This is a genomic window from Marinobacter sp., assembly GCF_041690615.1.
GTDB lineage: Bacteria > Pseudomonadota > Gammaproteobacteria > Pseudomonadales > Oleiphilaceae > Marinobacter.
This window is the reverse complement of record NZ_JAWLGY010000003.1, coordinates 58,778-79,246: the sequence shown is the minus strand read 5'-3', so window position 1 is coordinate 79,246 and position 20,469 is coordinate 58,778. Positions and strand designations below refer to the sequence as shown.

Sequence of the window (20,469 nt, the reverse complement as noted above, 5' to 3'; positions counted from 1 at the left end):
CCTCCCCATTCCTTATCGCCACTTCCTATACAACTTTGTCAGGCAGCACTGCTTGATCATCACCAGTCTCCCTCCGATATCTCTCAAGCAGCTTTTGCTCAGAATATTTTGATGCATTTAGCATATACAAAAGAGTCTCTCTTAGCGTGACTTTGTGTGAGTTGGATATTGTTTCTGTATTCGGCTCCCACATCAATCCAACAAAAGGTGCGCTTGTGAGTTCTCGCGGCAATCTAGAGACGAGATCAACTGCATCTTCAAGACTATAATCTTTTGTGAGCTTCGCAATTATCTGAGAAAAAACCTCTAGCCCTATAGGTCGAAATAGCGCACTCCCACCATGCGAACCCCTATGTTTGACAACAACATTTTCGGTTTCTTGAGCGGCGAAGAACTCTTCGAGCTCTGGAAATTTATCTCTAAATTCACTAAATATTTTCTTTGCATACTTAAAATAAAGGTTTAAAACTTGATCATCAGGCCTAGCTCTTTGAAGATCCCCTTTAGACTTTTTCAACTCATGCTTAGAGTTAGTGAAAAATATTGTAAGCAGGTCATATAGATTGCCGATTGTGGTCAAGCTTCGAATGTTTGTTTTTGGCATATTGTTGGATGCAACAAATGCAATCCTGTTTCCAGAAAAAAGGTCCGTATTCTCGATTAGCCATCGCACACATATTGCCATTACATCGTCTTCATCAAGAGCTATAATATCGCCCTTAGACACAGGCCTCGCTGTTTTATTAAGCGTGGTAAACAATCGCCTAGTTCTCTGCAAGCCTTTGGATGTATCCTTGTGAGCGACGAATATTACGGAAAGCTCGTCATAAGGATCTTGTTCGATATTGCCTTTAATAGCTTTTTTTATACCCGCAAGTCTGTGCTGCCCATCAAGAGCAAATAAATTTTCGTCCCCTCTTAGAGTTAAAAAGCCTATAGAGGAAATAGTATCCTCACCTAAATTGCGAAGATCTTTTTTACCTTTACTCCGAACATCGGACAACCCATGCCAATTAGGCTCCCCCCCATATGTCGCAACCACCAGCGAGTTAAAAAACCGCTCTTCCTGAGTTTCTAGATAATCTGCAATCTGGTCGCCACGACCTCTTTTTAATTGGCGCTGAATCATATCTGACAAAAGCTTATTTGAATGCACTTCGTCGGCGAACCTGACTCGTTCAGCAATCTCATCTAACCGCATCAGACATGAATAATAAACCCAGTTCCCCATTACACCTCGAAGGGCAGGGAGAGTAATCTCATTTTTTTTTGACTTACTCATCTAAAAGCCCTTCTCTTCCTCTTGACATCAGCATCCAGATCACCTTCCGAGAAAGGTGGAAGAAACGCATTATTTAGTCTTTTCTCTAGATCTTCCAATTCCTCTGATGTCATATCATCGGGTATCGGAGCATAAAAGAATCTCAACACATTGTGCCAATTACCTATCATCCTTGCGATTCTTTCTCTTTTAATGACCTTTTTTTCGTTGAGGTAGTCTTTATAGCGCTCGCGAAGAGATCGGTTCGACCTCCTTCCTGCTATACCAATATATAGAATGTACCCATAAGGAGGAAGAACTGAATTATTATGGCATATCGCAAAGGCATAAATTCCACGCTTATCGTCTGGCACCCGCTGGACTTCATCTGGGCCATATTTAACAGAGTCCCAATTTAAATCGGCCACAGGGTACTCCTCCGCCACTAACTGCTCTGGCCGCAGAGTAACTTGGAGCATGTATTGACCAATCTCTCGCGCGGCCTCGTCAGCAAAATCTATTAGCGATTCAAAAGCCAAAATCTCTCCTTAACAGCACCAAGTCCCTGTCGATAAGCTTCAAAAGGCTACCTCTAACTTCTTCTAAAAGTTAAATTACTTATGACAGGCAAGGCAGACCTTTGCCTTGCCATAAAGATCGTCAATATCCAAAGGTTCACTATCACTTCGAAGGGGGTTTGACTGAGTTTTTTTCTTCTGCCTAGCCAGACGCTCCTCATGATCTTCTTTAATCTGTTGGACCCGAGCAGGCTTCTCCAACTCTTCCAGAGACTCTCCTTGGCTCCAAGTAAACGGTGAGCCGTGTTCAACAGCATTTTTTTCGTAGGCCTTGGCTTCTTCAAACGCTTCTGGGTGGCGCTCCATCAAGCGAACCCATTCAATCTTCTGCTGATAAAAACAGAACGTACAGCCACTTCGAGTACGCCACTCATAATATTTCGGTAACCCCAAGCCAGCTCCCTCTAGAATATCCAAGACATCTGCCTTATCGATACCAGCGTCTTTGAACGGGAGCTTTACAATGAGGTTATCGTCTTTCGACGCGTAACCCTCGCGATATTCCTCATCCCCGCGAATAGCGACGTAACTGTATATGGTCATTCCCTCATCCAGCATAGGGCGAACCCATTGCTCGAAAGGTCGAAGCTTCAGCTGACGCGTGCACCATCTTGTTTGGGCTGAAGGCAAAAAGTCATTGTACTGCTTCAACCAAAAATCGAAATCGCGATCGGGATTCAAACGTTGGATTGGCTTACCAAGAAACCCTTCAAGGCGACCAAGATACTCATATACCTCGGGCAACTCTTTACCAGTATCGGTAAAGAAATACTCGATATCGATTTCAGGATGGTGTTGCCGCATGTACACAGCTAGGGCAGCACTATCCCTCCCCCCGGACAAACCTAAAACATGCCTTTCTTTGGTTGCCATATCGCTATGCGACCTCACCGTTTTCTGAATTGGACTTCTTTAACTTAGGATCTTCGATGTATCGCGCACTCAGTTGTGCTAACGCAGCGAGAACAATATTTTTGTTCATCGTTCCAGCCCCATCCAAGGTTTCCGTGACCCTATCAACGAGATGCTCAATCTCTTCCCGGTCGGAGTCAGTAACTTCAAACTCTTGCAGAAGTGGTGTTGGCCTTCCATCTTTACCAACAAGTACTGCCATTGCATGCCGCTTCTCAGGCCGGCCTTTTATCCTTGTGAAGGTTTCTGCTTTGAGGAACTTTTGCGCCATAGACGCGAGCTCTATTGACGCTCGATCCATATCCGGATCAACCCAATCTCTCGGCGGTTTGTTTGCTGCAAGGCTGGCAATAGATTCGAAGCCTTGGTCGCTGCCTTCAAATTCTGCAAGCCGCCCCACAAATGCGTCCAAACGGAAATCACCAGCAAGTTCCTTCACGTTCTCCGCGCGATCGCGTAATTCAACAAGCGATTGAGGTGAGAGATTGGGGACTTGCAACTCAGCAAGAAGCATGTCCCTAAGTCGATTTACCATCGCTGGGTATGCTTGCACCAATTCTTGAAGCCCCTCGCGCACGACAGAAACGACATTGTGAACATCAAATTGCTCTGATATATCCGCACTCTGCGGATCTACAAACGCTGGAATATCATCGAATAAAAACTTATTCGGATCGTTCGCACGCTTGAACATATCTCGAACCTGAACGGCCCTAGAGGACAGTCGCATGGTTCGCTTCGTCCAGTTTGGGAGTTTTTCATAAATAGCAACTAACCCCCGCGCAACGTCGATGGGTTGGAGATGGATGAGTTCATTTTTTCCGTCAAGCTCCCGCACGAGATCGACCATTTCTGAGAGCAAGCTGCGCGAAACCCTATCGATATCCATCCAGCGTAATTGGATCGTCTCAGCGTCCTTTGCAAGGTAATCCACGTCCACATCATCGAATATGGCCCGGAATAAACCTTGCCTGTATACAGCGAGGTGATCTCGTTGACTCAGAATGAACGCAACGGATAGTACGGGCATCAGTCCCGGCTTAATACCGAACGGCTTTTTCGCCCAACAATTATCGAATATTTCAGCAACTGTTACGGGCCGATCCTTGCGATCTTTAATATACTTAATTGCGGCATTCCAAGCCGGAGCTAGGTTGTGCTCCTTGTCATCCTCAGGTGGTGTAACGAAACGCCAACCATTTTCGGTTTCAGCATGAATACCGGTGGCTCGTAGAAGCGAAGCATACAGACCGCCTTCTACCGGGAAGCCTTCAATGCCCAAGCAAGGCTCGGCTTCGTGCATTATCATACGTTTGAGAAGCCTATTTTGGCCGGCTATAGCGCTGCCTGAGGGCTTTTGACGATTCAGAAGCTCGTTGTGTAGTGTTGGAGACCGACTAAAACGCCTGGCCGCGAGGTCGGATGCCAAGCCATTTAAGCCAGTCTGACTGTATTGCTTCGGTAACTCCCCTTTTCGGCACCATGTAGCTTCGGCAACAAACTTACTCAATTCCATTTCCAGCTGCGCCTGCATTTCGGCAATTCTTGCCGAAACTTCACGCCTCGCTACCGGATCACCGGCAAGCTCGGGGTGATCATTACTAACTTTGTGGAGCGCCAACAACTCCTTTGCCAGCACCACGATGGACCAGGCTTGCGGTGAGTAGCCCGCAACGATGTCCCATTCTTCACTCAACTCGGCCGCTTCTTGGCAAAGATCGTGGATCCGTTCTTCATCTTCCCCTTTCGTAGGAACGACGAGCAGGAACGCCCCAATAACACCGCCCTTTGGTTTAAACCGCTTAGCTACTCCCAACACATCCTTTGCAGGTGCAATGTTCATATTGAACCATCGCATGGCGCCAGTCTTGTGATAATGTCGCTTGGCGAGAACAGGCTGCAAACCAGCCAATGATTCAAGATCCTCGTAATCCAGTTCTGCAATATCGTCCAGCGCAATGCCGAGGGCCTGATCGATATTAAAATCACTGCCAGCAAAGATGGCATGGGCACCCTGAAACTTCTTGAATATAGTTAGCGACCATTTATCCAGGAGTGCGAGCGCATCTTTCAAAGAGTCTTCGCTGAGATCAGGGAAGCAGGTTAGAAGTAGCTCAGAACTTGGCACTAGCCCGGATCGTTCCTTGAACAGATCTATAAGTGCTATGTTTTTTAGGAGCTTAACTAAGAAATCATCCCCACCGCTACCTTCACAGCGGTCTAAAGCTTCGGCTGCAATCGCCCATCGATGACCATCTGGAGATGCCAGAATCGAAGGCTCAAGATTGGCGCGCAGATAGTCCCATAGCTTATCCGGTGTGTAGACATCCGATTCATTAGCCAAGCGGAGAAAATCTTGAAATCCATTGGGCTCCGAAGAGTTGAGGAAGCCGAAAATGCTACGTTGATTTTGCCCAAATCTCCGTCGAGAAATAGGACCTAAAAGGCAAGCCACAACAGGGTGTAGAGGCCAACAGCTAGCAAGCATCTCGGCCAATCGCCCCGCGCTCTCTGGGTGCCCCTTACGCGCAATGTTCGCAACAGTTTGGACCTGAGTTCCGGACTTCGGCTTACCTCCATCTACCTCAATTGCACGAGCAATTAAGTCAATCTGTTCTTCGCCCATCGTGTTAACAGGCAGATCAACAAAACGTCCTTGAATCTTCGACCACTCATTTCGCAGTTCATGTGAAAGCCGGTGGGCATATTCGTCAAACGCTTGATGTAGGACGCCTACGAAAAGAAGTCGACCGTTACTCCGCGATGCAGCTTCGGCTATTCGCTGAAAAAGATAAACATCAGATCCATCCTGAGCAGCAGCTTCTAGGAATTTCCCCATCTCGTCGACAAACAATAGGAGACCGCCATGCTCAGAGGCATCGCTGTTAGCCAGAGAGACGAGACTTTCCAAAATGCTGTCTTCCGTCCAGTTTAGTCCCGGACGTGAAGAAACATACCCCGCCTTTTCTAGCGCTTCACCCAAAACATGGACCGGATCGCCTCGCCTCCCCACGACCGGCAGGATTCGCCATCCGCGCTCGCCAGTCGGAAAGGCGTTTCGTATCGTTCGGGTGAGTCGGTTTCCGAATACGGAGGCCGCTTGCTCCTTCAATTCAGCGTTTCCATCAAGCAAAGCACTAAGAGCAATGGCTAGGCTTGATTTTCCGCTACCGTATGGCCCTGTCCAGGTGAATGCACCCTGCCCAGTTTCCGAGGTATGCCGAGCCATCGAGACAAGAACATCAGCTGAAGACTGAGGGCAGATAAAGCCGTTTAAGGCTTCTTTGCTACCAAGATCCGTGTCGATTTGCATTGATTTCTGGAAACGCCGGGCAATGCTGACTCGATCAATCAAAGACACTATGCGGCCTCTCTATCATCTGCGCTTTTAAAGTCATTTCGAACGAAATCAAGTGCACTACCGAACTCCAGGTCCGGGTTTCGAATAACTTGCTTCAAGCCTGCAGTTTCCGACCAACGGAGATCATTGTCAGTAAGGGCATCAAGCCTAAACAACCGGTCGGCGACATCGTTCTCATCAAGTAGAAAAATCCTTCCAGGAGATCCGGGTTCGTGAGCGATTGCCTCGAATGAAAGCGTTGAAGAAGCGGGAGAGAATTCCTGCCAGAACTCTAGTAGTGCACAAATAAAGACGCCATCACCCAAAGTATTTTTTTGGCCGCGTACAAATCTGTATTCGTCACGCCGAGAAACGTGCTTTATTAAGCCAAGCTCTGCAAGGGGACTTTCAAGAGAATCGTCTCTTCCACCTTTCCCCGAAATGGGCTGACCTGCATAAGTGTTCAGAAAGCAAGCAACATCATTCTTTATCGTGGCTTTAGCTGATGAAGGCCATTCACTCTGCAGCCTTTCGATGAACTTGTCGCGCTCAAATGTCACGGCTGAATAGTTACTAAAGGCCCAATACCACGTCGTTTTTTTCTTCCAATCCGTTGCCAACTTCCAATGAATCAACCACAGAGAGTTCGGACTTTCTAGATAAGGATCAACTCCATCAGGACCAAAAAGCAGCTTGCCTAGCACAGTTGTGGTAACTTTATTTGTACCCACAGGCTCTTCGATGACACCGGCAACCGTAGCCCAATGCCGAATTGACGCCACCATATTTTTGCCAACCCCAAAAACCGCGATAGCGTCATCCCCCCAACACAGGGCCTTATTGGCAGGCTCATCTTCTGTCTGAGCCACGCGATCAAAGCACTTTTTTAGCCACCCATACCTAAGCGGAAAAGTCTCGTGTCCTGAAAATTGGGGTTTATAGTCCTGATTATAAAGTGGCCCACGCGCCATGTACTGCTCTCCTGGATGATCCGTCCAGGTGACTGTAATACGTCCCCTATGCTATGGTCAATTTCAGCCTGGAAGCTTCATCCAGAACGCTTGATCATGCCAGATTTTTGTACGAGAAAGCTTCGCTTGCGCCATTTTTAATTGTCAGGATCACGGCTATGTATTTTGACTATCAGTCAACAACCCCGGTTGCTGATCATGTTTTGAAAGAAATGCGGCCACATTTTTCAGAAGCCTTCGCTAATCCCCACTCCTCAGACCATGCACTTGGCTGGCGCTCTGCCACTGCAGTTGAAGCTGCAGCTCAGCGCGTAGCTGAACTAATCGGTTCAGATAGCGACGAAATCTTTTTTACTTCTGGAGCTACAGAGTCGAATAACCTAGCTATCCTTGGGCTGGGCAGGCGTGCTGGACTGAGAGGGTCATCAAAAACAAGAATTTTGCTAAGTGCAATTGAGCACAAGTGCGTTTTGTCGGCTGGGCGCGCGCTTCAAGATCAATACGGCTTCGTCGTTGATATCATTCCGGTTGACCACAAAGGCCACATCGTCGTTTCCGAGCTAGAGCGCTTGATGGATGACGACGTACTGTTGGTCTCAATCATGGCCGTTAACAATGAGATTGGCACGATACAAAACATCCAAAAGCTGTCAGAGGTTGTGCGAAAACACGGTTCCATTTTTCACTGCGACGCGGCCCAAGCTCCCCTAGCCATCTCTGTGGCAGACTTCGCGTCTCATGTAGACATGCTCAGCCTATCCGGTCACAAAATGTATGGTCCAAAAGGCATAGGTGCACTCTACATAAACCGTGAACTTCAAGAGGAAATCGAACCTCTAGTATACGGCGGCGGCCAACAGAAAGGTATTCGCCCTGGCACTCTACCAACCCCACTATGCGTTGGACTGGCCTCAGCAAGTGATTATGTAAGCTCACCCGAAGCGTCCCATAAACGCGAAGAACTCCGTACCCTTCGGGACAGATTTTTGAATAAGCTCCTGGCTCTACCTTATTCCGCAAGACTGTTTGGAGCGGAGCTGGAAAATCGCCATCCGGGCAACATATCAATTGGATTTGAAGGCTTGAATGCACAAGACATTCTGGGCGCACTACAACCGAGGCTAGCTGCTTCAACTGGCTCAGCCTGTACCTCAGGCATTCCTGAACCGTCTCACGTGCTGAAAGCCATCGGCTTAACGACGGAAGAGGCTGAATCTGCCATACGATTCAGCCTTGGTTTTGAGACCACGGAGAAGGAAGTCGATAACGCAGTGGAATTGCTCGAACATGCGCTACTCAGGCTCACCAATTCACTATCAACAACACTTTCTACAGCATAGCCAACCGGGCGAGCACCCAATCACGAACTCACATGCTCCATTGTTTGAGGACGCCCTTTTAGGAGTCCTCCACAAATTCGAACAGCTCCCCCACTTCGCATCCCAAGAACCGACATAACGCGTCTATCGTCTCAAGCTCCACACGACTCGCTGTTTCGTGATAAAGCCGGGTAATCGTCCCCCGGTTCACCCCTGTTTCCCTCGCCACATCAACAATTTTGAGCTTCTTCTCGCCCATCAGCTTCGACAGATGGCACTTAATCATTTGGCCCACCAAAGAACAAATTAACTCGCAGGAGATCAAAAAGACTTGCAAAAGGTCTTTATGCGTGCATAATGGTCTACAGGAGGACATTTTGAGACGCTAGTAATGCGGTATGCCCTCCAGCACTAAACGATAGCAGAGGTGAAAAGTTATGTCACAGGAGTATCTGACTACCGAGGAGCTCGCGCAGCGCATCAAATACGATGCTCGCACCATTCGCGAACGCTTGAAAGACAGTGTTTTGCTTGAGGGCGTTCACTACATCCGCCCGTTCGGAGGGCGAAAAATTCTTTATATCTGGGAGAAGGTTGAGCAAGACATGTTTGATCATGCCACCAATGTTGCCTTTGCCGTGCCAATGGCTCGGGGAGGTGTGTGCCGTGGGTAAGATCGTCGCGCGACCCGAAACCGGAAAACTGTACTTCGACTTCCGCTACCGTGGGAAACGCTGCCGGGAGCAAACAGCGCTCTCAGACGTACCCAAAAATCGGAAGCAGTTGGAAAAAATCCTCGCAAAGGTTGAGGCGGAAATCACTTTGGGGACTTTCGAGTACCACAAGTATTTCCCCGACAGCCCCAAGGCGCAGGAATTTACCCGGCAAGCTGAATTGCAGCGCGCTCGGGCGGCTCATGACACGCCGCTGTTCAGTGAATTTTCACAAACATGGCTGGACGAAATGAGGATTCAGTGGCGCCGCTCCTACATCGCAACGATTGAGGGAACGCTGGAGAACTATCTGATTCCGGAATTTGGAGAGTCGGAGGTTGGCCACATCACCAGGCAGGAAATTCTTTCGTTCCGGGCGTCCCTCGCCAAAGTTCAGACCCGGAGCAAAAAGCCACTTTCCGCCAGCCGTATCAACCGCATCATGACGCCATTGCGCATGATTCTGGGAGAGGCAGCCAACCGGTATGAGTTTACCTCACCCTATCAGGGGATCAAATCACTGAAGGTGCCCCGCTCGGATGTGGAACCGTTCTCTCTGGAAGAAGTTCGGCTGATTCTGGACACGGTTCGAGAAGATTTCAGGAATTACTACACCGTTCGCTTCTTTACCGGTCTTCGGACCGGCGAGATCGATGGTTTGCCCTGGGATTGTGTCGATTTCAAGCGCCGGCAGATTCTGGTTCGCCAGGCCCTGGTGAAGGGTGAAATCGAGCAGACGAAAACCGATGGTAGCTACCGTCACGTTGAGATGTCTCAACTGGTCGTCGACGCACTTGAGGACCAGAAAAAAGCTACTGGCGGAAATGAATTCGTCTTTTGTACCAGAACAGGCGGGCCGCTTAACCATAACAACGTCACGAAAAGGGTTTGGTACCCGCTGCTCCGCCATCTTGAGTTGCGTAAACGCCGGCCTTATCAGACCCGTCACACCGCAGCGACCCTATGGCTAGCCGCCGGTGAGAACCCGGAATGGATCGCAAGGCAAATGGGTCATACCACAACGGAAATGCTTTTCCGCGTGTATAGCCGCTACGTGCCAAATCTGACCCGCCGCGATGGCAGTGCGTTCGAGCGCCTGCTCATTAACGAATTCAACGCCAAAACTGATCCCAAGAAGGAAGGTGACTCATGAACCATTCTCAACTGTTTTCTATCAGCCGAAAGTCTTTCGCAAGTCGTTTGGCCAGTGCGCTCGCATTTTCGATGCAAATTCCTGACGGAACTCACCTCGTCGCGGTGCTTGGCGAAGGGGACGAATGCTCTAATCTCGCTGCGCTCACTCACTGGGTGGAAAATGAGATGTGGCTGATGGACGACGAGGCCCTTCAGGACCCTCTGCCGCAACTGCTCAACAACCTGGAACGTCTTCTGCATTCTGCACAGGAGGACTTCGCATGAGCATTGTCGTCAACACCACTTGGAAGACCAAGCCAGAAATCTTCATCGGGACCATTACCCACCTGACGGAAATCCCGAACGGGGAGGACCTGCCGGTGTTGGAACTGACCATCGAAAACTCTTTCGAGCAGTATCAGGTCGTGATGTTCCAACCTCACCGGGATCTCCAGCTCACAGAAATCCCAGACTGTGCTGTTCAGCTGGTGCTCTGGGAGGGTGAGCGGGGGAATGCCGTGTCGCGCTCAGACACTGTCATTCTACTGGAAACGCCTGACACACTGCTGCATCTGCCTGAGTCGAAACTGGTCCACCCAGATCTGGTGGTCGATATTGAACTGTTCATCGACGCGTGCCCGGTGCAACCGTTAGCTGATTTTGTTCGGCGAGTGCTGGGTCGACCATCGGTTGGGCTACGCTTCTTGAATGGCGCGATGCAAGAAGCAGGCCTCCGACAGCCGGGCTGTTTGGCTCGGCATAGCCTGGAAGTAGCTACGCGATCATTCGATGCCTGTCGCGGGTACTCCGACGAAGAGCGATGGCTTGCTGCCATCGCAGCTCTGCTACATGGGCTGGGTCGGATTGAACTACCTGCCAGTGAGCCAGTCGAGTACCTAAAGGTTGTTCTTAAGACTTTGGGGCTGCTTGCGCCCCAGCTCCAATGGCTAGGCCAGGTTCATCCCGAGGCGGTGCGTATGATCCAGTTCATCATCGCATCGATGTATCGAATTGGAAGCCAGAAGCCATTACATCCCTCAGCAATGGTTGTCCAGGCATCTCACCTCATTGCTGCTGATCTCCAGTCAAATCTGATGACATCAGCAAAGTTCTATATGAACAGCCCAACAACGCGTTGGAACGAACCCGATAGACACGATGGGGCTTTCCCGATCGTAAGGAACTGAACTCGCTGGCCAAGGATGGCCAGCTTCAAGCCCTCCCCCCGACAGCCGAGCCTTCAATCTACTCCCCTGCACACGACAGCATCAGCATAAAAATCGCAAATTTGACGGCCTTCATTGTGTTCTGGGAGGCTCCCTTGCCGAGCTTCAGCTCCGGCCTTATCTCGATCTGAGCACTCCCATACGGGAAGCGATCCCCCTTCGATGCCTGCGAAATGATCACTACCCGCGCTTTGGGAACATTAAACCGCTGAGACCAATACGCCTTTAATTCCCGATCCGGCACCACGCGCTGTGGGCCTTTAATCCGCACTTTTATCAAATGCATTAGGCCCGCTTGCTCAATAAATTCTCGATAAATCAGCTTATCCTCATCACGGGTGAACAATATCTGCGTATTACTGCTCGTGATAGCGTCATTCACGGTCTGCAAGGCATGAGATGCTGATTCAGGCTCTGCCCGAAGCCAACAGCGCACATGCTCGAAAATATCTTCTACGAGTCCATGCGCTGCCTTGGCCGTAGGCGGTGTCGGGCACTCAGGAAGCTCCGGCATTACAACGCCACCGACACCATCCTTGAAGCGAACCTGTTTCGCGTCCTTGATAAGGTTGCGCGTATACTTTGTTACACGGCTCCCATCACGAGCATGTTGATTCATTAGGTATTTGCCCTGCTCAAGCCACGCCTCAATAGCCCCGGCTGCCATATCAAATCTTTCCGCCACTCTAGAAACGGCCCTTTCTCTGTCGTAGCCGTCGGCAACCAGCCGATTGAATTGGAGCAGCGCACCATAGATCAAAAATGCCGTGTACGGTTCGACGGCCAGCCGTTCAGGGAGAGCCTTTGAATCTGGAGCTTTAAATTTAATCAAATCCTTCCCTGCCGTTTGGCAAACACCACCAGGCCATCGCCGATTGGCAACAGCGGCCAGCTCACTGGCAGTTGGTTTGTCTTTCAGGTTCTGCCGACTTCGGAATACTGCCACTGACTCTGGATTTGAGCCGAGAAGGTTCGCCTGCGCTTGCGTACTCAAAGCTGGTAGTCGACGTTGGGCCTGCCTTACCCGGATTACGTAGTCCATCAGGTGGGTGTAACTTGCTAACGTCTGGCCTGGAGAGGCATGGCCGGTGAGCAGAGCAAGAAACCATAACTTTTTACGAGTAGGCGCCCACTCAGGTGAACGGTTAGCAATTGAAAAAATGTCCTGCCCCCAATGCGGCATCTCGATATTTCCATCATCGTCCGAGGCCCACTCATCCTTCATGAGTTCACCCGCATGCCGCTCGAACAACCGCACTGCAGTGAACGTGACGCATGAATGGCGGAGATGATGAAACCGCAGAGTATCAGTGCCAGATGCCGCTCGCATTGCCTCCTGGATAGGACTAAATAGCTGTCGTTGAGGGATCAGTTCATTCCCCCGCTGTGGGGCGCAAAATAACAAGTCGGTTGGCTTTGTACCGGGTTCTCGGAGCCGGTATCGATACCATTCACGTAGTTCTTCCAACTCGCCATCTGTCAGCAAGGCCCACAACGGCAAGCGTCGAGTGCCACTGTCGCTTTTCTGACCGGCAAATTTGTTGCCTCTGGTTAAAAGCTCCGGGCGCTTAGATGAAGGGTCTAATAAGCCCTGCAGGTCTTTGATTAGAGTTTTCTGAATTTCCGTGCGACGAAACCCACAACGAAATCCGAGGGTTAAGACATTCTGTCGTATTCGAATAAGGCGGGGACTTTCGCCGGAATATGCCAGCATTTTGTTTGCTCGGACGTATTCGGCGGGGGTCAGTATATTTGCGTCCACCTCGCCGTTGACGGTCGCCCCCTCAATTTCCACCTCGGGCATCCCGAAATGTTCGACCAGATAATCATGGAACCAGCCCGCAAAGATTGCTCGACTCGATCGCTGTTTTCCTGAGGAAGCTGTAGCAAGCAGGCGATCATAAACTTCGTGCCACTCATCCTCACCCAACGCGTTCAAGTCCTCGATACCTGCAAGTATCTCTGCAAGGGGGTTCGCTATCGAGGAAAGGTATTTCTTAATGCTGCTGGTTACGATGCGCTTCTGGCGCCCCCCATAACGGCGCATGTGTGCGGCCCAGCTTGCCAGAGTGCGCACCACAGGAGCCCATGAATTGTCTCCAGCAATAGCTATTAGCTCTTGGTAAGTTTTGTCACCGGCGCCCAGCTTGCTTTTCGGAGTAGCTTTATTCAAAACTCTCCGAATAGCACTCACCCCATTGAAAACATCCGAGTCACAGCTGCCAGTCAGCGGTTGCAAGTCAGTTACCGGTTGGGTTTCAGCATCATCCAGCCTTTCTGGTCTTCGAAGTGGGACCTTTTTGGTCAGTAATCGTGCCCACGCATCTGCCGGTAACGACACCATTGCACCGATGCTACGCTGAATATGATGAATAGCACCCTCTATCCGCGTCGCATCCAAAGTAGCGGAGGCATCGGTCAACCGCCGAAAAACATGCTTGGGCTTCGTTTCTCCCTTCTGCAGCAATTCGAGGAATCGAAGATAATTGAAAACCAGACGGGCAAGATCCGTGTTCATCTCAGCCGGCCACTGATCTGCACCGTGGGTTCTGTACCAGTGCTGCAGTAACAGCATCGATACAGGGTCTGGATACCAACGCCACAAACCCATATTGGTCTCAATATCCATCCATGTGAGCTCATCTCGACTGAAAACGCCCTTTGGAATCGCATCGACCAACCATCGCAGCTTTTTCTTGCTGTGCACCCCTCCAAATACAACAAAACTGAAAATCAGGCGCCCGGCATCAAGCTTTTTCTCTTTGGCGATATCGCGACTTCGCGGATTCTCAATGTCAGCCCAGAACCCATTAACCCAAGTGCGAAGAATCGCGAGTTCCTCGAAGCCCGACGGTGTTGCCGGCGCGGATTCGCCGTGCAACACAACCATCCGCTGCTGATTGGGCAAATCGAGATTGTGCTCGCTCGCCGCCTGTTGGAGCAATTCTGCGAGATAATTGTGCCGAGTTTTCAACTTGTACCCGGAAACGTCCTTTGTCACGGCTGCAAAAAGCTCGTCTATCCTCTGCTCCGACAACTGGCTCGGACACTCTCCCAACAAAATATCTCGGGCGTTTTCGTCCAGGTAATCCTCGACAAACCTCCGCTCCTTTTCGACCTTTTGTCGACGCTTCTTGGTGCGGATTTCATCACCATGGTCGCGCTCTTCAACGGGGACATGTCGACTCATGACAATCCCTCCTCGGGCAACCACCCCATTTCCTCCAAGATTCCACTGAGAACCGGTTCAAGTTGTGCTGCAAAATCAATGGGACTGAGCGTTGAATAGCGCCCCATGGGCTCCTGGCCGTCCAACCAGTGTCCCATCCAGGCATCGACCAGCTCCCCATGAACTCCCCGGTGACGAAGCTCGCTGCGCATGTAATGACGATTAACATTGAGAGGAAGATCCCAAGTGCCTTTCAAGAGGGACTTCAATTTTTCGCTTGTGACAGGGACAACCCTGACGAGTTTTTGGGATGCTTTGGCCCTGCTCACCTTGGAAAGGAAAAACAGAAAATGCTGCGCTTCCTCAATACCCAGAATCGCCCACATCCGGTCAGCCACACGTTCTCTATGCTGGCTGTATAGGTCTAACTGCCGAGAAAAGATGTCTGGAACAGGCACCAGTCTCGCGTGGCTGAATGCGCTGTCGGTTTTGTCGGCCACCACGAGCATACCCGATAGGGGATCATAATCAGTGCCGCGAGAGAGCGGAGCCTGGACACTACGGTACCCGGTTGCCATGGCCATAAACATCACGACATACAACGTGTAGCGGTTATGGAGCTCAATAAGGTGATCAGCATCCAAGGCCATACGCTTGGATTCTGCCAACTTTGCACGGAGTTCGCTGACGACGGCCCGTAGCCATTCAAGTGTTGGGCACATAGGACTGCCAATAAAGTGATCACGGCTGAAGCAGCCCCTAACCGGCACCATTAACTCCTGTAGCCCTTCTGGTACCATTCCGCGTAGGGCGCCTAAGTACCGATTCTGCAGATCGGCTTCGGAAACACAGTAATAATGAATACCAACGTGGGTTCCTACCGACGGCTGGTTGCCTGTGATAAAAACGGCATCCGCTGTATCACCCAAGACATCCGCAATCTCATTATAGAGGCAGCGCTGAAGCCGAGTTTCAGTCAGCCTTGCACCGTCTTCTAATCGTACGTCCGCAATAATGCTTTCAGCGCTTTTTTTGATATCGTCTATTTCAGATTGTGGAAACAGGTAACCATGCTCCCCGGTGCCCGACGAGCCAAGATATTCAACCAACAAATCCCACAGCACCCTGACAATGGGCAGCCTAAGCTGATCATCAGCAGGAACCAGATTGGCATACCATTCCATCCGTAACTGACGAGAACGCTCTGGCACCGGCACAGATACCTGAATAAAGGCGTTTTCAAAACAAATAGCCATGAAATTTTCAGATGGATGCTTTGGGAGCTGACTAGCGCGATCGAATAGACGCGTTTTCAAAACTGCGGTCAGTGGTCGGCTGGAGAGCAGAACCAAGCCTGCCGCGATTGTGCCCGGATTTTGTCCTGCGCCTGGCCAGGACAACATGGAAATAGACGAGGCAATATCAAATTCTGTTAACCGATCCCAACGTCCAGTCAACGGCTGAGCGGCCCTGCGCATCTGGTTTTTAATGTATCGCGCTTTGTAGGTTGCGTGTTGTTGAGATCCTCCACGTCTAGGGTTGGAATGTCCGGAGGGCTTCAATTGCGGAACTTCCGATACCACATCTTTCGGAGCAAGACCTTCCCGCTGTCCTTTTTCTATATACGCCGGGTCTGATAGTGATGCCTCAAACAGGTAAAATTTTTCCCCTCCAACATCACCGAGTTGGTCGGGAGAAACTTCTGCACCGCGCTCCAGGCCCTCAACTTGCGCGCCCGATGAGCGTCTAGTCGAGACTTCTAATGGCACCTCCAGCCCGAGGGACAAACCGAGAAGTCGGCGGATTTTTCCAAGCCCCTCCAGCTCCTTGTGACTAAAGTCCGGATTTCCCGACTGTTCAACCGTCTTTAACGACTGGTAACAGCCCCAACGGCTCGGCAATTCAAACACAACAGAATCGAGCAGAGGGCTACCCAGACGGCGCAGTTCTCGAAATGCATCCTGGATGTTCACTTTTGGCATTTCTGCGCGACCATCTGTTATGGGCACCCCCATGTGGGCCGCAACCAAGCCATGCGCCACTAGCTGGAGACGCCCACCTGAAAGTGGTTTCGTTGATTTTGATAGCTCAAACATTGCAGAGTAAATTGGGTTACTCGTCTTAAAATGTTTTACTGCACCGTCTTTTTCGACCCACCGACCAGAGCCATCAGATTGAGTTGAAATTTCGCCGCAGAGCTTTCTGAGCTCAGGAGTCAAATCCAGAAACTCTGGTTTTCCCCGACCTTCCGGTTCCACTTCGGCTTTGATCAACCAAGCCCGCTGAAGAACCTCGCTCAGTACCTCTGCAACGCGCTGAATACCAAGCATTCCATATGGCGGATCGATCAGCTGTTCAAGGATATCGCTCAGGCTTTTATCGCTCACTTTCACTACCTCCACCAAATGCTGAACCGGCCTTCCCTTTCCTTATTGCTATCTCAGATAACGCCTGGCGTCTCAGCCCCACGATAGGAGCCAGTTCAGTTTTGAGCGTTACAGGCAACTGTTTGTTCTGGTGATGCTTCAAAAACAATTCCCAGAGCGCCACCACTGCGTACTGATACTGCTGATTCGTCATTCCGGAAATTATCAGGTTAATCAACTCACGGTATGCCGAGGCCGCTACGATATCCAGTCGATCAGCGTGGTCATCCTCGATCACGCGAATTCGGGTATCCCCAGGAAGAAACGGTTTGAGGGCAAGCGTCCGGATATTGGCGACAACGTGAAACTGATCCCCAACTTTTTTACCAATTGGCGGGTGAGCCATGATGTAATCCAGGAGCAATGGCTCCGGTATCTGGGCAAATGATGATACCCGATACGTCAGCCCCAGAAGCATCCGCCGATATTCGGGGGACAAGCTTGGTGAGATGACCAGATTTTCAATTTTGACCTTTACTGTTTTTAATCCCATCGGTGCAACCTCCAGAAAATTAACGTAAACCCATTTTCCGGACTGGCAAGCACTCTGTGGCGAGTCAAATTGCGGAAATAGCGTAATTTGACTCAGATGAGTCGATTTTTTTGCTTGCAGCAAAGCCGAGATGTGAAAAACTGGACCTAGATCATCGTGAAAAGAGCAGCTGACATGACAGAAGAAATGACCACTGAACAATTAAGAGAAATTGCCTACCAGGAGATTCTGGAATTGTTCGAGAATGACCGAGCCGCCGCAGGCCAATGGATGTCCTCGTCAGTTCGCGGTCTTGGCAACCATCCGCCGATCTCGCTGATGGGGACTAAGGCTGGCATTGGAAAAGTGCGACGATTGGTGGGCCAAATGGAGCATGGGGTGTTCCCCTAGCGAGTTACTGCTCTGGAGTGACGAGAGTCTAAGGGAGTATGGCACTCCCAATACCCGGACTCATTTCCTGACCGGCAAGCTGACTCGCCACACCCTTTTTTTCATTCAAGTTATTGCCACCGCCAGAAGTGGATCACCCGCCATGGCGACATTAGGCAGCAGGGAAACCTGGCCGACAGAGTTTTCTGTCATAGGCCAACGAGTTCATGGCGCATGTACTCCCAGGTTTGCACCACCTGCTTCTTCGTAGTTCCCCAGCGATACCCACCCGAAGCACCGCTCTGCTAGATAACGTAATCACCCTTCCAGCGGGCTAATAAATCACGCGACAGGCACAATAGCCCTCATCGAGCATTTACACGGCTTTCAAGGTTCCGGATTGCCTCGACAATGGCCTCGAAGCTCGGAGGTGCTGAGTACATCATCCCCGCACCCACCATTTTCTCGTAGTCAGCCCGCAAGCTCTCCAGAGTTTCCGTCTCTGGCAAGAGCTTCAGCCGGCCATCTAGGCAAGCGTCATAGTTCGCGTAGCCCGTATGGAAGAACACTTTCTTATGGCGGACAACCTCCTCAAACAGCTCCCGGTTTTTGACCGCTGACTGGCCGGCAGGATGCTCTGCAAGCATGACCAAGTCGTACCAATGCCTGGAAAGCCTTTCAGCACTTTCCCTGAGCTTGCCCCTGTTGCACTCGACATGTATGAGCGTGGCTTTCTCCCAAAACGTCCGTTCCGGAGATAGAACCACGACTTCACTGCTCGGATAGACCAAGCCTTGCGTTAACTCGGCAATGTACGGAGAGACCGTATGAATTTCGTTGGGATCGATAACGTTCCTGCCACCCAGCTCAATGAGTACCTGGGAACGGATGTATTCGCCCGTACCCTCTACAACCGATGGGTAAGTGACCCAGATTTTTTCACCGCCATCGTCCAATTCAACGGTATGTTGCTCAGCCGTTGGCAATTTGGCCAGCTCACTTTCAAGGTACGGGACGACCACTTCGTTCGCATAGGCCAAGACATAACTTTTCAGTCGGTCGCTGAACTGCTTGGTTTTGGTCCGACTCACCCCCTCCGCGAAAGGATCAAAGCCCTCCTCGAAGGCTCGGTAATCCAGCGTGACATCTACGTCCTCGGAAAAGCGATCAATCACACCGTAAACCTTAGAGAGCGATGTACCTCCCTTGAAAGCCATGGGGTGTGCGCCGGGCATGGAGAATAGAGCCTGCAAGGTCCAGCAGACCCATATATCCTTCTCCAGCACCGAGGCTCCGCGAGCCAGTTGAGGCGCAACAGTTTGAAGGATATCGCTTTGTTCTTCTGGGGACAGTTCGAGAAACACCTGCTCAGCCATGGGCACGCCCTGTCTCATATTGCCTGAACGCCTCGCTCATCCACGCCGGCATACGTGAGGAAAGCAGCGTCTCGAACTCTTCTTCGCTCAGCCCTTCCTGGATCCGCTTCACTACCTCGGTGCTGATATTGTTTTTACCCAGATACCAAAGCGCGGAGAGGGCCAAACCCGGCTTTTTGCCTGCATGCTGAAGCTTCCTCTGACTGCTGGTGTGCATGAGCTTCACCTTAAGGTTTCCGATGCGAATTTCACGTGTAGGTCCATTGGTGTAGTAGACCGGCGTCGTTGGCATCTGAGTACTGAGCTTGAAGCGGCGAGCCGCTTCCGCCCCATGGACCTGAACGGTCTCTCCATGGTCCCTCGCGATCACCTCGACCACGCGTGAAACATCCGGCATGACATTGCCGACAAACCGGCTTTTTTTGGGGCGGACGAAAACACCCCGTGCGACCCGCTGGATAGCGCCTCCTTCTACGAGCCTGGACAGGGCTTTGTCGACAGCAGCGCGCGACCCCAACCGCAGAAAACGGCTGTTGGTAAAAGGTTCACCTTGCGGAACTTTGGCGATCTGACTCTGAACAGACTCTGCAACGGACATGGTACTCACCTCTAAACGAATGTCAGAAATCCTACCACTTTTTCTGACACCGTTCAAGATATGATCGACCCTTGCCTACAGCGACTGCGACTCGACATACGCATTAGCGTAATCGAATCACGATATCTTGCTGCATATTTCGCCCACGCGCGAACTCCGGACCTGCCATTAAAGAGGGGTTGGTGTTTAGTCCCGCATTCGAAAAGGAGGTATAGCCATGTTTTACAACGTCATCGAAGTCAGTATGCGCTACAAGGTTTCCCGTGCGACGATTTGGCGCTGGGTAAAAGAAGGGAGGTTCCCTCAACCCGTTAAGCTCTCTCCCGGGACTACTCGCTGGCGGGAAGAGGACCTACAGGCTTTTGAGAAAAAGTTGAAATGAACGGACCACCATCACACTGAATCCCGAGGATTGACTACTCGAATAGGTTAGGCAGATGTATACCAGCTCGGTTTAAAAGGCCCCTTTCGCCACCCGCCGCCAGGAAGGTCCACCAACCAAAATGTTCAGAATCCTCGCTAACTCGGTACCTCTCTAGAGCCCATTTCCACTATACAGCGCACCCCTGGGGGTGGCCCTCAGC

At 50.7% G+C, this 20,469-nt stretch carries 18 protein-coding genes; 7 read left to right on the top strand and 11 right to left on the bottom strand.

Annotation, left to right across the window (positions count from 1 at the left end):
- Positions 1–25: 25 nt before the first annotated feature.
- The 5 genes from ACESMZ_RS03210 to ACESMZ_RS03190 all read right to left on the bottom strand — a co-directional run bounded on the left by ACESMZ_RS03210 (position 26) and on the right by ACESMZ_RS03190 (position 7,062).
- Positions 26–1,282 (bottom strand): DGQHR domain-containing protein, encoded by a 1,257-nt coding sequence (locus ACESMZ_RS03210; protein ID WP_372972204.1) that lies wholly within the window; start codon positions 1,280–1,282, stop codon positions 26–28.
- The gene (locus ACESMZ_RS03205; protein WP_372972203.1) at positions 1,279–1,800 is read right to left on the bottom strand and encodes a hypothetical protein; all 522 of its coding nucleotides are present in this window, start codon (positions 1,798–1,800) and stop codon (positions 1,279–1,281) included. Before ACESMZ_RS03205 ends, ACESMZ_RS03210 begins: the two co-directional genes overlap by 4 nt.
- 75 nt (positions 1,801–1,875) lie before the next feature.
- Positions 1,876–2,712, bottom strand: coding sequence for a phosphoadenosine phosphosulfate reductase family protein (locus ACESMZ_RS03200; RefSeq protein ID WP_372972202.1), 837 nt, complete (start codon positions 2,710–2,712; stop codon positions 1,876–1,878).
- Positions 2,713–2,716: 4 nt separating this feature from the next.
- A complete protein-coding gene (locus tag ACESMZ_RS03195; RefSeq protein ID WP_372972201.1) occupies positions 2,717–6,112 on the bottom strand; it encodes an ATP-binding protein in 3,396 nt (1,131 codons plus the stop codon).
- On the bottom strand, positions 6,112–7,062 hold the full coding sequence (locus ACESMZ_RS03190) for a DUF4007 family protein (protein ID WP_372972200.1): 951 nt from the start codon (positions 7,060–7,062) through the stop codon (positions 6,112–6,114). Before ACESMZ_RS03190 ends, ACESMZ_RS03195 begins: the two co-directional genes overlap by 1 nt.
- Positions 7,063–7,115: 53 nt before the next feature.
- Between ACESMZ_RS03190 and ACESMZ_RS03185 the strand changes: the two genes are divergently transcribed.
- Positions 7,116–8,402, top strand: a complete 1,287-nt coding sequence (locus tag ACESMZ_RS03185) for a cysteine desulfurase family protein (RefSeq protein WP_372972199.1) — start codon at positions 7,116–7,118, stop codon at positions 8,400–8,402.
- Between the two features lie 58 nt (positions 8,403–8,460).
- On the opposite strand, the gene ACESMZ_RS03180 is transcribed toward ACESMZ_RS03185, so the two are convergent.
- Positions 8,461–8,667 carry a helix-turn-helix domain-containing protein gene (locus ACESMZ_RS03180; RefSeq protein WP_286714595.1) on the bottom strand — a complete coding sequence of 69 codons (207 nt, stop codon included), beginning with the start codon at positions 8,665–8,667 and terminating at the stop codon, positions 8,461–8,463.
- A gap of 151 nt (positions 8,668–8,818) precedes the next feature.
- Here ACESMZ_RS03180 and ACESMZ_RS03175 point away from each other — a divergent pair, with 151 nt between their 5' ends.
- From ACESMZ_RS03175 to ACESMZ_RS03160, 4 genes are read left to right on the top strand one after another with little or no spacing between them, the layout of a single operon-like run.
- On the top strand, positions 8,819–9,055 hold the full coding sequence (locus tag ACESMZ_RS03175; protein ID WP_372972198.1) for a hypothetical protein: 237 nt from the start codon (positions 8,819–8,821) through the stop codon (positions 9,053–9,055).
- Positions 9,048–10,247, top strand: a complete 1,200-nt coding sequence (locus ACESMZ_RS03170; protein ID WP_372972197.1) for an Arm DNA-binding domain-containing protein — start codon at positions 9,048–9,050, stop codon at positions 10,245–10,247. Before ACESMZ_RS03175 ends, ACESMZ_RS03170 begins: the two co-directional genes overlap by 8 nt.
- Positions 10,244–10,513 (top strand): hypothetical protein, encoded by a 270-nt coding sequence (locus ACESMZ_RS03165; RefSeq protein ID WP_372972196.1) that lies wholly within the window; start codon positions 10,244–10,246, stop codon positions 10,511–10,513. Before ACESMZ_RS03170 ends, ACESMZ_RS03165 begins: the two co-directional genes overlap by 4 nt.
- Entirely contained in the window at positions 10,510–11,415 is a 906-nt protein-coding gene (locus tag ACESMZ_RS03160) for a hypothetical protein (RefSeq protein WP_372972195.1), read from the top strand. The genes ACESMZ_RS03165 and ACESMZ_RS03160 overlap by 4 nt, the downstream gene beginning before the upstream one ends.
- A gap of 58 nt (positions 11,416–11,473) precedes the next feature.
- Here ACESMZ_RS03160 and ACESMZ_RS03155 read toward each other — a convergent pair whose 3' ends face one another.
- The 3 genes from ACESMZ_RS03155 to ACESMZ_RS03145 are packed head-to-tail and all read right to left on the bottom strand — an operon-like array spanning position 11,474 to position 17,542.
- Entirely contained in the window at positions 11,474–14,644 is a 3,171-nt protein-coding gene (locus tag ACESMZ_RS03155) for a hypothetical protein (protein ID WP_372972194.1), read from the bottom strand.
- Positions 14,641–17,010, bottom strand: coding sequence for a hypothetical protein (locus ACESMZ_RS03150; RefSeq protein ID WP_372972193.1), 2,370 nt, complete (start codon positions 17,008–17,010; stop codon positions 14,641–14,643). The genes ACESMZ_RS03155 and ACESMZ_RS03150 overlap by 4 nt, the downstream gene beginning before the upstream one ends.
- The gene (locus tag ACESMZ_RS03145) at positions 17,000–17,542 is read right to left on the bottom strand and encodes a hypothetical protein (protein WP_372972192.1); all 543 of its coding nucleotides are present in this window, start codon (positions 17,540–17,542) and stop codon (positions 17,000–17,002) included. Before ACESMZ_RS03145 ends, ACESMZ_RS03150 begins: the two co-directional genes overlap by 11 nt.
- A 174-nt stretch (positions 17,543–17,716) precedes the next feature.
- Here ACESMZ_RS03145 and ACESMZ_RS03140 point away from each other — a divergent pair, with 174 nt between their 5' ends.
- A complete protein-coding gene (locus ACESMZ_RS03140) occupies positions 17,717–17,932 on the top strand; it encodes an antitoxin Xre/MbcA/ParS toxin-binding domain-containing protein (RefSeq protein ID WP_372972191.1) in 216 nt (71 codons plus the stop codon).
- A 344-nt stretch (positions 17,933–18,276) separates the two neighbouring features.
- On the opposite strand, the gene ACESMZ_RS03135 is transcribed toward ACESMZ_RS03140, so the two are convergent.
- Positions 18,277–19,287: a nucleotidyl transferase AbiEii/AbiGii toxin family protein gene (locus ACESMZ_RS03135; protein WP_372972190.1), complete on the bottom strand. Its 1,011-nt coding sequence runs from the start codon at positions 19,285–19,287 to the stop codon at positions 18,277–18,279.
- Positions 19,280–19,885 carry a DUF6088 family protein gene (locus ACESMZ_RS03130; protein WP_372972189.1) on the bottom strand — a complete coding sequence of 202 codons (606 nt, stop codon included), beginning with the start codon at positions 19,883–19,885 and terminating at the stop codon, positions 19,280–19,282. Before ACESMZ_RS03130 ends, ACESMZ_RS03135 begins: the two co-directional genes overlap by 8 nt.
- A gap of 217 nt (positions 19,886–20,102) precedes the next feature.
- On the opposite strand from ACESMZ_RS03130, the gene ACESMZ_RS03125 reads away from it, so the two are divergent.
- Positions 20,103–20,267: a helix-turn-helix transcriptional regulator gene (locus tag ACESMZ_RS03125; RefSeq protein ID WP_348295693.1), complete on the top strand. Its 165-nt coding sequence runs from the start codon at positions 20,103–20,105 to the stop codon at positions 20,265–20,267.
- The last annotated feature ends 202 nt before the right edge of the window (positions 20,268–20,469 follow it).

Bases quoted from the DNA above. Each gene is read 5' to 3' on its own strand.
- ACESMZ_RS03210 (WP_372972204.1), bottom strand. From the start codon at position 1,282: ATGAGTAAGTCAAAAAAAAATGAGATTACTCTCCCTGCCCTTCGAGGT.
- ACESMZ_RS03200 (WP_372972202.1), bottom strand. From the start codon at position 2,712: ATGGCAACCAAAGAAAGGCATGTTTTAGGTTTGTCCGGGGGGAGGGAT.
- ACESMZ_RS03190 (WP_372972200.1), bottom strand. From the start codon at position 7,062: ATGGCGCGTGGGCCACTTTATAATCAGGACTATAAACCCCAATTTTCA.
- ACESMZ_RS03185 (WP_372972199.1), top strand. From the start codon at position 7,116: ATGGTCAATTTCAGCCTGGAAGCTTCATCCAGAACGCTTGATCATGCC.
- ACESMZ_RS03180 (WP_286714595.1), bottom strand. From the start codon at position 8,667: ATGATTAAGTGCCATCTGTCGAAGCTGATGGGCGAGAAGAAGCTCAAA.
- ACESMZ_RS03175 (WP_372972198.1), top strand. From the start codon at position 8,819: ATGTCACAGGAGTATCTGACTACCGAGGAGCTCGCGCAGCGCATCAAA.
- ACESMZ_RS03165 (WP_372972196.1), top strand. From the start codon at position 10,244: ATGAACCATTCTCAACTGTTTTCTATCAGCCGAAAGTCTTTCGCAAGT.
- ACESMZ_RS03160 (WP_372972195.1), top strand. From the start codon at position 10,510: ATGAGCATTGTCGTCAACACCACTTGGAAGACCAAGCCAGAAATCTTC.
- ACESMZ_RS03155 (WP_372972194.1), bottom strand. From the start codon at position 14,644: ATGAGTCGACATGTCCCCGTTGAAGAGCGCGACCATGGTGATGAAATC.
- ACESMZ_RS03145 (WP_372972192.1), bottom strand. From the start codon at position 17,542: ATGGGATTAAAAACAGTAAAGGTCAAAATTGAAAATCTGGTCATCTCA.
- ACESMZ_RS03140 (WP_372972191.1), top strand. From the start codon at position 17,717: ATGACAGAAGAAATGACCACTGAACAATTAAGAGAAATTGCCTACCAG.
- ACESMZ_RS03135 (WP_372972190.1), bottom strand. From the start codon at position 19,287: ATGGCTGAGCAGGTGTTTCTCGAACTGTCCCCAGAAGAACAAAGCGAT.
- ACESMZ_RS03130 (WP_372972189.1), bottom strand. From the start codon at position 19,885: ATGTCCGTTGCAGAGTCTGTTCAGAGTCAGATCGCCAAAGTTCCGCAA.
- ACESMZ_RS03125 (WP_348295693.1), top strand. From the start codon at position 20,103: ATGTTTTACAACGTCATCGAAGTCAGTATGCGCTACAAGGTTTCCCGT.